11 protein-coding genes are annotated in these 12,373 nt (G+C 37.5%); 7 read left to right on the top strand and 4 right to left on the bottom strand.

The features are described from left to right. Positions 1-14 precede the first annotated feature (14 nt). The 4 genes from tig to yihA all read left to right on the top strand — a co-directional run bounded on the left by tig (position 15) and on the right by yihA (position 5,097). Positions 15-1,298, top strand: coding sequence for a trigger factor (tig, locus tag OMU_RS06510; RefSeq protein WP_016179175.1), 1,284 nt, complete (start codon positions 15-17; stop codon positions 1,296-1,298). Positions 1,299-1,559: 261 nt separating this feature from the next. Further along, positions 1,560-2,921, top strand: coding sequence for a GH25 family lysozyme (locus OMU_RS06505; RefSeq protein ID WP_016179174.1), 1,362 nt, complete (start codon positions 1,560-1,562; stop codon positions 2,919-2,921). Between the two features lie 150 nt (positions 2,922-3,071). After that, the gene (clpX, locus tag OMU_RS06500) at positions 3,072-4,319 is read left to right on the top strand and encodes an ATP-dependent Clp protease ATP-binding subunit ClpX (protein ID WP_016179173.1); all 1,248 of its coding nucleotides are present in this window, start codon (positions 3,072-3,074) and stop codon (positions 4,317-4,319) included. Positions 4,320-4,506: 187 nt separating this feature from the next. Next, positions 4,507-5,097, top strand: coding sequence for a ribosome biogenesis GTP-binding protein YihA/YsxC (gene yihA, locus OMU_RS06495; RefSeq protein WP_016179172.1), 591 nt, complete (start codon positions 4,507-4,509; stop codon positions 5,095-5,097). Between the two features lie 11 nt (positions 5,098-5,108). Here yihA and OMU_RS23345 read toward each other — a convergent pair whose 3' ends face one another. Next, positions 5,109-5,255, bottom strand: a complete 147-nt coding sequence (locus tag OMU_RS23345; RefSeq protein WP_016179171.1) for an SPJ_0845 family protein — start codon at positions 5,253-5,255, stop codon at positions 5,109-5,111. 133 nt (positions 5,256-5,388) lie between these two features. On the opposite strand from OMU_RS23345, the gene OMU_RS06490 reads away from it, so the two are divergent. Beyond that, positions 5,389-6,717, top strand: a complete 1,329-nt coding sequence (locus tag OMU_RS06490; RefSeq protein ID WP_016179170.1) for a hypothetical protein — start codon at positions 5,389-5,391, stop codon at positions 6,715-6,717. Positions 6,718-6,805: 88 nt separating this feature from the next. Continuing rightward, positions 6,806-6,991 carry a hypothetical protein gene (locus tag OMU_RS06485; RefSeq protein WP_016179169.1) on the top strand — a complete coding sequence of 62 codons (186 nt, stop codon included), beginning with the start codon at positions 6,806-6,808 and terminating at the stop codon, positions 6,989-6,991. 40 nt (positions 6,992-7,031) lie between these two features. Here the strand turns inward: OMU_RS06485 and OMU_RS06480 are convergent, their stop codons facing one another. Genes OMU_RS06480 through OMU_RS06470 form a run of 3 tightly spaced genes read right to left on the bottom strand, consistent with a single transcriptional unit; the run spans position 7,032 to position 10,674 of the window. After that, the gene (locus OMU_RS06480; RefSeq protein WP_016179168.1) at positions 7,032-8,957 is read right to left on the bottom strand and encodes a PTS fructose transporter subunit IIABC; all 1,926 of its coding nucleotides are present in this window, start codon (positions 8,955-8,957) and stop codon (positions 7,032-7,034) included. Positions 8,958-9,010: 53 nt separating this feature from the next. Beyond that, entirely contained in the window at positions 9,011-9,925 is a 915-nt protein-coding gene (pfkB, locus tag OMU_RS06475; protein WP_016179167.1) for a 1-phosphofructokinase, read from the bottom strand. After that, the gene (locus OMU_RS06470) at positions 9,922-10,674 is read right to left on the bottom strand and encodes a DeoR/GlpR family DNA-binding transcription regulator (RefSeq protein ID WP_016179166.1); all 753 of its coding nucleotides are present in this window, start codon (positions 10,672-10,674) and stop codon (positions 9,922-9,924) included. Before OMU_RS06470 ends, pfkB begins: the two co-directional genes overlap by 4 nt. A gap of 158 nt (positions 10,675-10,832) precedes the next feature. On the opposite strand from OMU_RS06470, the gene OMU_RS06465 reads away from it, so the two are divergent. After that, positions 10,833-12,293 (top strand): alpha-amylase, encoded by a 1,461-nt coding sequence (locus OMU_RS06465; protein ID WP_016179165.1) that lies wholly within the window; start codon positions 10,833-10,835, stop codon positions 12,291-12,293. The last annotated feature ends 80 nt before the right edge of the window (positions 12,294-12,373 follow it).

Raw genomic sequence — 12,373 nt, 5'->3', positions numbered from 1 at the left:
CGGAGGGAACAAATTTGACTGCAAATTTTGAAAAAACAGGCACCAATGATGGTGTGTTAACTTTCTCAATTGAACAAACCGAGATTCAAAAAGGATTAACAAATGCATTCAACAAAGTGAAAAAAAATCTTAACGTACCTGGCTTCCGTAAGGGAAAAGTATCTCGCCAAGTATTTAATCGTATGTACGGTGAAGAAGCGCTATACGAAGATGCATTGAACGACGTTTTACCAGTAGCTTATGAAACTGCTGTAAAAGAAGCAGGTATTGATCCAGTTTCTCAACCAAAAATCGACGTGGATAGCATGGAAAAGGGCGAAGCTTGGGTAATCAAAGCTGAAGTTACAGTAAAACCTGAAGTGAAATTAGGCGATTACAAAGAACTTGAAGTTCCTAAGCAAGATGTTGAAGTTTCAGATGCTGACGTAGATGCACGTTTGAAATCAGAACAAGAATCTCAAGCTGAATTAGTTATCAAAGAAGATGAAGCTGCTGAAAATGGTGACACAACTGTTATCGATTTCGAAGGCTTTGTTGGCGAAGAAGCATTTGAAGGTGGAAAAGGTGAAAATTATTCACTTGAATTAGGCTCTGGCTCATTCATTCCTGGCTTTGAAGAACAATTAGTTGGTCACAAAGCAGGTGAAAGTTTGGATGTAACCGTTACTTTCCCTGAAGATTATCAAGCAGAGGATCTTGCTGGGAAAGAAGCGATCTTCAAAGTAACGATTCACGAAGTAAAGGCAAAGGAATTACCTGAATTAGACGATGATTTTGCTAAAGATGTTGATGAAGAAGTGAATTCTTTAGATGAACTAAAAGCAAAATACCGTGATGAATTAACAAAACAAAAAGAAGAAGCTGCGAAAGAAGCGAAAGACGAAGCGGCTATTAAACAAGCCGTTGAAAATGCTGAAATCGTTGACCTTCCTCACGTGATGGTTCATGATGAAGTACACCGTTCAATGGACGAATTTTTAAACAACATGCAACGTCAAGGAATCTCTCCAGAAATGTATTACCAATTAACTGGTTCTACTGAAGAAGATCTTCATACACAATTTGAAGGCGAAGCAGAAGGACGAGTAAAAACAAACTTGGTAATGGAAGCTATCGTTGAAGCAGAAAAAATTGAAGCATCTGAAGAAGATATTGCTAAAGAAATCAAAGATTTAGCAGAAATGTATCAAATGCCAGAAGAACAAATCAAGCGTGTTTTGACAGAAGATATGCTAGAACATGACATCAAAATGAAAAAAGCAGTTGAATTAGTGACAGGAACAGCTGTAGAAAAATAGTTTTTTAATTTTCTTTGTTGTTTAGCAAAAGGGATAAAAATAGCAGTAAATTGGTATGTAACACAATTTTGTGTTGCATACTTTTTTTTCAATAACTTAGTTTTTCACTTTCTGATCGATAAATATAATGAATAACTTCAAAAAAATACTTAAATTTGGTAATATTGAATTATTAATGAATTGATACTATATCTTGTTTTTTTATTTTTGAAGTTTTTTAAAAAGAGCGTTAAAGGGATTATGAACCTTGAGGAGGAGAATATGAAGAAAAAGATTCTTGGACTATGTTTTTTATCAGTATTATGTTTAAATCTATCAACAACAGTTTTCGCCGAGGAGAGTCAAGTAGTAAATAGTACTGAAATCAGTGAGACGACCTCAATTAATAGTACAGATGAAAGCAGTAGTTCCGAAACAACTGAGACAAGTAATTCTGAACAAACTATAGAGAGCACTGAAGAAAAGGTAACAGTACCTGAGACACAGATTGAAACGGCTGAAGGGACGATGTCTTTGCCAAAGGGGCGTTCTGATCTGTATCCTACGATTCAACTATTTGCTGCATTACCGTCTGTATCAGCTTCAAATACGAATACACCAAGCAAAAGCTTTATAGATATTTCTTCGCATAATGGAAATATTTCTGTTGCAAACTTTCAAAAAATGAAAGGTTACGGTGTCACAGGCGTGGTTGTCAAATTAACGGAAGCAACCAGTTATACGAATCCTTATGCGCAATCACAGATTAATAACGCTATGGCTGCTGGAATGAAAGTTTCCGCCTATCATTATAGTTGGTTTACTACTGATGCACAGGCTAAGGCAGAAGCAAACTATTTTGCGGCTGCGGCTAAGAAATTTGGTTTGAGTAGCGGTACTGTCATGGTTAATGATATTGAAGAACCTCAAATTCTTGGTAAAGGGAATCATACCAATAATTCTAGAGCTTTTGAGAATCAATTGAAAAGCTTAGGCTATGGAAATGTTCGTCACTATATTGGCTTGAACTGGTTAACAACAGGACGAATCAATGCTTCTGTAATTGGGAATAAAAATATATGGGTCGCTGCGTATCCATATAATCTTTCTACAACAAATTTCTATACACAATATGGAGCATGGCAATGGTCTTCACAACTATCATTCCCAGGTATCAGCGGAAATTTTGATATTAATGCAGATTATACGAAAACATTCAGTAATCCTGAAACGACTCCACCTGCAAATTCAATTCAGATGTACAGACTTTATAATCCGAATAGTGGCGAGCACTTTTATACACAAAATGTCGCAGAAAAAAATAATTTGGTTTCAAAAGGGTGGAAATACGAAGGTATAGGCTGGAATGGACCAACATCAGGGAATCCAGTTTACCGTCTGTATAATCCGAACGCGGGAGATCATCATTATACATTACATGCTTATGAGAAAGACAACTTGATTAAAAAAGGCTGGCGTTATGAAGGTATTTCGTGGTATTCTGGGGGACCAAATGCATTGCACCGTCTTTATAACCCAAATGCAAAAGCAGGTTCTCACCATTATACGTTGAATACAAATGAAAAGAATAACTTAGTGCAAAAGGGCTGGAAATATGAAGGCTTAGCTTGGTATGCAAAATAAAGGAAAGTTCTCGATTTTCGAGAACTTTTTTCTTTAGAAATCCTTTTTAATTCCACTTGGATTCTTTGTCTTTTTAATGCTTTGTGTTATTATAGATAAAGACTGCAATCGTGGAAACACTTGTAGAGAAAGAAGCAAGAGGTGAAAGCCATGTATGAGAGCACAGGCGCAGGTGAAACAGTCCGCTGTTCATTTTGTGGAAAGACCCAAGAAGAAGTAAAAAAAGTTGTTGCGGGTCCGGGAGTTTACATTTGTAATGAGTGTATCGACCTTTGTAAAGAGATTATAGATGAAGAATTCCATGAAGAAGCTATTCGTGAATTTATTGATGTACCAAAACCAAAAGAATTATTAGATGTTCTAAACCAATATGTTATCGGTCAAGATCGGGCAAAAAAGGCCTTGTCGGTTGCGGTGTACAATCATTATAAACGAGTGAATACTGAAAACGATGGACTAGATGAAGTTGAATTACAAAAGAGTAATATCTGTTTGATTGGACCAACAGGTTCAGGTAAGACATTTTTGGCACAAACTTTGGCAAGAACCTTAAATGTTCCATTCGCCATTGCAGATGCAACAAGTTTAACTGAAGCAGGTTATGTTGGTGAAGACGTTGAAAATATATTGTTGAAGCTGTTACAGGCGGCCGATTACAATGTTGAGCGTGCTGAAAAAGGAATCATCTATATTGATGAAATTGATAAGATTACGCGTAAGAGCGAAAATGTTTCAATCACTCGTGATGTTTCCGGCGAAGGTGTTCAACAAGCGTTACTTAAAATTCTTGAAGGAACGGTTGCTAGTGTTCCGCCTCAAGGGGGACGTAAACACCCACATCAAGAGTTTATTCAAATTGATACGACCAATATTTTGTTTATTGTTGGTGGAGCCTTTGATGGAATCGAAACGATTGTTAAAAATCGTTTAGGTGAAAAAACTATTGGTTTTGGTAAAAATAATAAAAAAATTGATGAAGATGCAAGTATCATGCAGCAGATTATTCCAGAAGATCTATTGAAATTTGGTCTGATTCCAGAATTTATCGGACGCTTGCCAGTTACAACTGCGTTAGAAAAACTTACAACAGAGGATCTGGTTCGAATTTTAACGGAACCGAAAAATGCTTTAGTGAAGCAATATCAAAAATTGCTTTCCTATGATGATACAGATTTATCTTTCGATGCGGATGCGTTGAATGCAATTGCGGACAAAGCGATTGCACGTAATACAGGTGCTCGTGGTCTGCGTTCTATCATTGAGGATGTTATGATGGATGTGATGTTTGATATTCCTTCTGATGAATCGATCGAAAAAGTAATAGTTACGAAGGATTCTGTCGAAGGCTCGGGTAAACCGATTATTGAATACCATAACAATAAGAAAAAAGCTGGTTAGTAAAGCAGGAGCTGTGACAAAAGTCTTGTCATAGCTTCTTTTTCCGAATAAACGGTGTTCCAGAAGTAGCTTCTTCGGAAATAAGTCGAAATTTCACAAAAATTTGAGAAATAATTTTCGGAAATTCCTTCTTATTTCTTGAAGCTGACCACCTCTGTCACCACCTCTTTTTGAAAGGCGTGAAGGAATGAAAGTGCATAATGCAGAGATCGTTATTAGTGCGGTCTCGCCAAAACAGTATCCTGAAACTGATTTACCTGAGATTGCGTTAGCAGGACGATCAAATGTTGGGAAATCTTCTTTTATCAATACGTTGATTGATCGAAAAAATTTAGCGAGGACTTCAGGGAAACCAGGGAAAACTCAAACTTTAAACTTTTATCTCATCGAAAATGCGCTACATTTTGTTGATGTACCTGGATATGGCTATGCGAAGGTATCGAAAACAGAAAGAGCGAAGTGGGGTGAGATGATTGAAACCTATATTACCAGCCGCAAACAGTTACGTGCGGTAGTTTCTTTAGTTGATATACGCCATGATCCAAGTAAGGAAGATATTCAAATGTATGAATTTTTGAAATACTACAATATTCCTGTGATTGTGGTTGCGACAAAAGCAGATAAGATTCCACGTGGTAAATGGAACAAGCATACTAGTGCAATCAAGAAAAAATTAGATTTTGATCCTGAGGATACATTCATCCTTTTCTCATCTGAGACAAAAAAAGGAAAAGAAGAAGCATGGGCAGCAATTGAAGCAGCAATAGAAAAGGACTAGGCCTAAGAAGCCTAATCCTTTTTTTTATCAGTTTGTTCATTTTTTGGTTTTAGAAATTTTTGGATATCTTCGTCTTTTTGAACTTTTTTGTCTGGATCTACCGCAAAAGATTCAAATAATTTATCTAAATCATCGGTTTTTTCAAATTTCAGGCCCATCTGAACCCCTCCATTTTAGTTTTATCATATTCTACTATAGTATACAATTTTTTAAAACTTAGTAATCAATTTCATAGGGTTTTTTAAATCTTTACGATATAATTATAATAGAGTGATGAGAAAGGGGAAAGCAATGGAAAAAAATCAAAAGATTTATAGTGTCAGCCAGCTTTACGATTTGAAGCAAGCCGACATCCAATCAAAGATAAATGATTGGTTAGTCATGAGTCGCCTATTGCTGGAACCAGACAAAATGTTGATTAACGGAAAAGAGCAGTTATTTGATCAGAATCAATTGAAGCGGGTGATTTCGAGCTTTGGCATGAAGGAAGATTTCTGGTTGCAGTTGAAGAATTCTGAAGAGGAAACAACTCTACATCTTTTAAGTGATACGTTATTTGAAAAGTATATCATCAAGGAAAAGAATTTTTATTATTGGGAAAGAGTGTATCTGGATTACCTGAAGAACCGCTTGATTGACCATGGTTTTTTTGCTTACATTCGTTCCTATGATGAATATCTTTATCATAATACAAGTGATTTATCTGAACGTCGTTCTTTTGAAACAGCTAAAGAAACAAATGTGCTACCAAAGATGAAAGGCCTTAATGGAGATATAGTCGTCGATTGTAACGTATTTCCCGGCTATGATGTGTTTTATAAGGGAGTATGTTTAACCGCTTGCTGGTGGCTATTTTTAGGAGCACCTTATAAAAAATTATTCGCTAAGCAACTATTGCTAGAGATTCAGCAAGTGGAAAGAGTAGCTGAATTAGGATCTGGTGTTTTCTTCGAATTGTACAAAGACCCTTTTCAATGGCAAGAAAAGGCAAACTTGAAATTTCAACAATTATTCCGAGATCAACTTGGAATTTCACAATTATCCTATACCAATGGAGTTGGGTTATTAAAACAGCCCTACATTGAATTTGCTTTTGAAGATACTGTGATTCAAACTGTTCAATATCAAAATGAACAATTTCAACCAACTGAGAAGAGTGAGGCATCTTATTTTGTGACACGCACTTACAATTTTTTAACGAACCAATATCGCGTGAATCGAATGAAAGGTGGTCTAAATGCTCTAGCCTATTTTCCTTGGATTGATGATGAAAGTGAACGAATGATGAATTATCATATTTTATATCCTGAGCTAACCTTGGATAAGGGTTTAGCCGCTTTTGAATATTATATCCGTGATTCAATCGAATTTGAAATTCAGGATATGCGTTATAAAGACTATACTGCTGTTTTACAATTGTTTATTCCGAAAAAAGCTTTTTTGGATTTTCCTTTAGAAGAGTTGAAATCCGCACTAAAAGATATGACGATTCATCAAGTTAGTCGTAAAAATGATTCGTTGACATTCTCGTTAGAAAAAGAAGCCAAACATCTGATTGTTTCCTTTATTGATCAAAAGAAAGTGTCCGCAAAAAATCAATTAGACATACTTGAAATATAGAGGAACTTGAATTTCCTAGTAAGTAATGGTTGGTATGTAACTTAAAAAATTATTTCATTCATACGAATACGAAAAGGAGAGGTTATCTATGGATCACAGGTATATTAAGATTATGGGTAGTTGCTTACTGATTGTAGGAGTAATTTTTGCGTTGCCGCTTCCGTCACTAGAAATTCCTTTGTCAATTATTGTCCTCTTTATTGGGATGATTCTTTTTTCTATCAAACCAAAACCTCAGCCAGTCAGAGCGCGTAGAAAAGATCGCTGGATGTAAAAAAATCCACTCTCAATTTTTTGTGAGAGTGGATTTCTTTTTATTTAGTAATAGGTTTTTTTACTAAACCGTAGATAACACCTGAAACAATCGCTCCAATGATAATAAACAAAAGATAAAGTAGTGGGTGGCTTAATAAAAGAACAACAAAGATACCACCATGAGGAGCGAGTAACTTAATACCAACAGCACCAACTAAACCACCAGCTAAAGCTGAACCAACTACGAAACTTGGAATTACACGAATTGGATCGGCAGCTGCAAAGGGTATCGCTCCTTCTGTTACGAATGAGAGCCCCATTACAATGTTCGTTAATCCTGCGTCTACTTGACTTTTTTCAAACTTGTTTTTGAATAAACGAGTTGCAACGAAGATTGCTAAAGGAGGAACCATTCCACCAGCCATAACAGCTGCCATTACGATTGACCCACCTTGAGCGACACTTGTCGCAAGTGTTGCTGTACCAAATACATAAGCTGCTTTATTAATAGGACCGCCCAGATCGACAGCCATCATTCCGCCAAGCAAAGCACCAAGTAAAATTGCATTTGATCCGCTTAACCCAGTTAGAAAGCCATTTAACCCATCATTAATTGCCTTCATTGGAACATTGACTAAGAGCATTAAGAATCCAGTAATCATCAAACCAAAGAACGGATAGAAAAGAATTGCTTTAATACCTTCAAGTGATTTCGGCAAGTTTTTAAAGATCTTTTTCAAGAAAATGATGACATAACCAGCTAAGAATCCACCAATTAATGCGCCTAAAAATCCAGCACCCCCAGTATTTGCTAACGCTCCAGCGGCAAATCCAGCGATTAAGCCAGGACGATCAGCAATACTTGATGCGATAAAACCAGCAAGTACAGGAAGCATGAATCCAAATGCGGCGCCGCCGATTTGGTTAAACCAACTAGCGATTTGGTTGTAATTACCAAGGTTTGCCAATTCCGATTGAGGAACTCCCATAAATTGGTCAATCATGAATGATAAAGCGATCATGATTCCTCCACCGATTACAAATGGCAGCATATGGGAAACACCGTTCATTAAATCCTTGTAAATACGTTGGCCTAAAGTTCCGTTATCACTCTTCTCTTCCGTAGCTGAAGATTCTTCAGCATTACCATGGTAGACAGGGGCACTTCCACTTAATGCTAAATTGATTAGTTCCTCTGGCTTCCGAATACCATCACTAACTGGACGGTTGACTAATTCTTTGCCATTAAAACGATTCATTTCCACTTTTTTATCAGCGGCTATAATGACACCATCTGCTCGAGCAATATCTTCATCACTGAGGCGATGTTTGATTCCTTCAGATCCGTTGGTCTCAACCTTGATATCAACACCCATTTCCTTTGCTTTTTTCTTTAAAGCATCTTCGGCCATATAAGTATGAGCAATTCCGGTAGGGCACGCTGTAACCGCTACAATATATCGACGGTTAGTATCTTTGCTTTTTTCTTCAGCCTCCGAATGAGCTTCTGCTTTTTCTTCAGCTTCCTTCGCTTTTTCTGCTGCATCAAAAGTTGCTTGAACCTGTTCAGGTGTTTCGGCAGCTTTCAATTTAGCGACGAAGTCAGGATTGATCAACAGTCTAGACAAGGCAGCCAAAGCTTGCAGATGCGTATCATTAGCACCTTCTGGAGCAGCAATCATGAAAAACAAGTAGGTAGGTTGCCCATCTAGGGATTCATAGTCCACACCATTTTTACTTTTTGCAAATAGAACGGTAGCTTCTTTGACGGCACTGTTTTTTGCATGAGGCATTGCGATGCCATCACCTAAGCCAGTTGAAGTTTGGGCCTCACGATTTAAAATACCTTCTTTGTAGACATCAACATCAGAAATTCGCCCAGCATCATACATTTTTTGAACCATTTCATCGATAGCGGCTTTTTTAGTCGTCGCCTGCAAATCCATAATCATGGCATCTTTGATCAATAAGTCCTTAATATCCATTATAGTTCCTCCAATTGTTATAAAATGTGTTCAAACAGAAGGGGAGATCTGAATTATTTTACTTTGGTGATCTCAACTTCTGGTAGTAATTCTTGAATAAAATCTGCAGTGGCTAAATCATCTGAAAAAGTGGTAGCACTACCGCAGGCCACTCCCCATTTAAAGGCTTCGACAGGATCTTGAGTTTTAGTGAAGCTTCCAACAAAACCCGCAATCATTGAATCTCCAGCGCCAACTGAATTTTTCACTGCCCGCTTTAGTACATTTGACTGATAGACTCCTTCGCTAGTAAATAATAATGCGCCATCACCAGCCATTGAAACGAGTGCATGCTGCGCACCTTCATCTAGTAAACGTTGACCAAATGGAAAAATGTCTTCAACAGACGTAAAAGTCGTTTGATATAGATCAGCCAATTCATGATTGTTTGGTTTGACTAATAAAGGCTTCTTTTCTAAGGCATCCATCAAATCTGCACCAGTGGTATCAATAACAAATGAGGCTCCTTGTGCTTTAATGATTTCAATTAAATCTTGATAAAAACCTGTTGGAACACTAGCAGGCTTACTTCCTGATAAAACCACTATATCGTTTGCATTTAAGCTTCCTAAAACTTTTTTCAGTTCAAGCATTTCTTCAGTTGAAACGATTGGACCTAGTCCGTTAATTTCGGTTTCTTCATTTGCTTTCAATTTGATATTGATTCGTGTATCGTCGGAAACTGGTGTGAAGTTTGTTTGAATGCTTTCTTTTTTTAGCCATTTCTCAATAAAATGTCCAGTAAATCCACCAACAAAGCCTAAGGCGGTAGAATCGTTATCAATACGTTTTAAAATACGTGAAACATTGATGCCTTTTCCTCCTGGCAGTTTCAAATCGCTTTTCATCCGATTAACATCGCCGATAGTTAGTTGATCGACATGGACGATGTAGTCAATTGATGGGTTTAGTGTCACTGTATAAATCATACAGAAACCTCCTTCAAGGTAGTTTGTTCTGTGATTTGATCATGGATAACCAAAGGACAGGTGTCGGTGAGGATCGAAGCTGCTGACAATGAAGCGACACTGACAAAACTTGTTTGATTGAATTTGCTGTGATCAACTAAAACAAATGCTTCTTCAGATTGTTGAATAGCTGTTCTTTTTAGAATTGCTTCTTCAGGGTCAGGAGTGGAATAGCCGCTATCTAAGTGGACTCCGTTCATTCCCATGAACGCTTTGTTAAAACGATACTGTTTCAATTGTTCTAAGGCCTGTGAGCCAACGACTGCGTCAGTTGTCAGTTTGATGCGTCCGCCTAGTACAATTGTTGCGATTTGTGCTTCAACTAGTCGAGCGGCGAGGCCAACTGAGTTTGTAACAACCGTAATTGTGCGATTTTTAAGGAATGGAATCATTTCAGAGGTTGTCGTTCCAGCATCTAAATAAATGACATCACCCTCAGTAATACTTTCAGCTGCATATTCAGCGATCATTTTTTTCTGTTGAACGTTTTTGGATGATTTTTCGAACATGCCTAGTTCTTGTTCAAGATGCTGTGGACGTTTAGCACCGCCGTGAACGCGCTCCAGCATTTGCAAATTTTCTAATTCTTGTAAGTCTCGACGTATTGTTGATTCGGAAGAGTCCAACCATTGAATCAAATCTTGAGATTTCACTAATCCATCACGTTCCAACCACTCGATTATTTTTCTATGTCTTTCTTCTGTAAGCATTTTCAATCCTCCTTCAACTGAAATAGTAACATAAATATTTTCAAAAGACAATCAAAAACGACCAAAAACATTCAAAAACGTTTAAACTTAATAATATGGTTCGTCTTATTTTGAAGCTTTCATTAATTTCGGTATGATAGATATAAGAGGTGAAGGTTATGGGAAAACAAACGATTTTACAAGGATTTGAGTGGTATTTGCCTAACGATGGCAACCATTGGAAAACATTAGCAGAAAAAGCAGAAGAATTAAGTAGCTTTGGAATCAATGCTGTTTGGATGCCACCCGCTTATAAGGGATCAGAGGGCGCCAATGATGTTGGTTATGGAACTTACGATCTTTATGATCTTGGTGAGTTCGATCAAAAGGGCAGTGTTAGAACAAAATATGGCACAAAAGAAGAATATTTGAGCAGTATTACTGCATTGAAGAAAGCCGGACTGAAAATTTATGCGGACATTGTTTTCGATCATTTTATGGGAGCTGATGAGACGGAAGTGGTCTCAGCTGTTTCTTATCAATTTGATGATCGAACACAACCAAGCTCTGGCAAGGAAGAAATTGAAGCATGGACGAAATTTACTTTCCCAGGACGTCAAGGTAAATACAACGACTATCAATGGAATTGGAAAAATTTTTCTGGTGTTGATTATGATGCTCGTGAAAAAGATCATGCGATTTTTAATTTTGCAAATAAGGGCTGGGCACCGAAAGTTGATGATGAGAATGGCAACTTTGACTATTTAATGGGATGTAATCTGGACATGGAGAATCCCGATACGATAGAGCAACTAGATAAGTGGGGGAAATGGTATCAAGAATTAACGGATGTTGATGGCTATCGTTTGGACGCGGTAAAGCATATCCGTTTTGATCTTTTTGTTGACTGGTTGTTGCATCGTAGAGAGGAAAAAGGCGAAGAGCTGTTTGTTGTGGGGGAATATTGGTCTGATGAGCTGGATAAGTTACAGGAATATCTTGATTCATCAGGAAATTTGATTTCACTTTTCGATGTACCATTGCACTTCAATCTATTTCAAGCCGCTTCAACGATGGGTGGATTTGATATGCGGCAAATATTTGCTGGAACCTTGATTGAGACTCGACCCGACTGGGCTGTTACCTTCGTTGACAATCATGATACCCAACTTGGGCAAAGTTTGGAGTCTTGGATAGAGGGCTGGTTCAAGCTACATGCCTATTCATTGATTTTACTGAGAAATGAAGGAACTCCGGTTGTCTTCTGGGGCGATCTTTATGGTACCGAAAAAGCTGAAGCAGTGGGCTCTGGTCTGACTAACTTAATAGAATTGCGAGAAGAATTAAACTTTGGAAATCAGGCAGACTATTTTGACGATCCAGATGTTATTGGTTGGACGCTAACCGGTGATTTTGATGATAGTGACTCTGGAGCTGCTATAATTATGACGAATGCCAAAGGCGGCGAGAAAGAAATGACCGTTAGCGCTATTCATGAGGGAGAAACATTTGTTGATTTGCTGGGAAATAACGAGGCAAAAGTTGTTTTGGATGAAAATGGACAAGGTGTATTTCCAGTAAATGATGGGCAAGTTTCTGTTTATGTTAATGAGAAACTGGTTCAAAAAATACGAGGATAATTAATTAAGAAGAAAGTGTTACAATAGTTGAGTTTTTTAAGTAGCCATATAAAAAAGAAAGCGAACAATCATAACTCTTT

The sequence above is a fragment of the Enterococcus avium ATCC 14025 genome (genome assembly GCF_000406965.1).
Lineage (GTDB): Bacteria > Bacillota > Bacilli > Lactobacillales > Enterococcaceae > Enterococcus_A > Enterococcus_A avium.
This window is presented reverse-complemented; position numbering and strand designations above follow the sequence as displayed.

Excerpts from the sequence above, each read along its gene's own strand:
- OMU_RS06505 (WP_016179174.1), top strand. The coding sequence starts at position 1,560 with ATGAAGAAAAAGATTCTTGGACTATGTTTTTTATCAGTATTATGTTTA.
- clpX (WP_016179173.1), top strand. The coding sequence starts at position 3,072 with ATGTATGAGAGCACAGGCGCAGGTGAAACAGTCCGCTGTTCATTTTGT.
- yihA (WP_016179172.1), top strand. The coding sequence starts at position 4,507 with ATGAAAGTGCATAATGCAGAGATCGTTATTAGTGCGGTCTCGCCAAAA.
- OMU_RS23345 (WP_016179171.1), bottom strand. The coding sequence starts at position 5,255 with ATGGGCCTGAAATTTGAAAAAACCGATGATTTAGATAAATTATTTGAA.
- OMU_RS06490 (WP_016179170.1), top strand. The coding sequence starts at position 5,389 with ATGGAAAAAAATCAAAAGATTTATAGTGTCAGCCAGCTTTACGATTTG.
- OMU_RS06485 (WP_016179169.1), top strand. The coding sequence starts at position 6,806 with ATGGATCACAGGTATATTAAGATTATGGGTAGTTGCTTACTGATTGTA.
- OMU_RS06480 (WP_016179168.1), bottom strand. The coding sequence starts at position 8,957 with ATGGATATTAAGGACTTATTGATCAAAGATGCCATGATTATGGATTTG.
- pfkB (WP_016179167.1), bottom strand. The coding sequence starts at position 9,925 with ATGATTTATACAGTGACACTAAACCCATCAATTGACTACATCGTCCAT.
- OMU_RS06470 (WP_016179166.1), bottom strand. The coding sequence starts at position 10,674 with ATGCTTACAGAAGAAAGACATAGAAAAATAATCGAGTGGTTGGAACGT.
- OMU_RS06465 (WP_016179165.1), top strand. The coding sequence starts at position 10,833 with ATGGGAAAACAAACGATTTTACAAGGATTTGAGTGGTATTTGCCTAAC.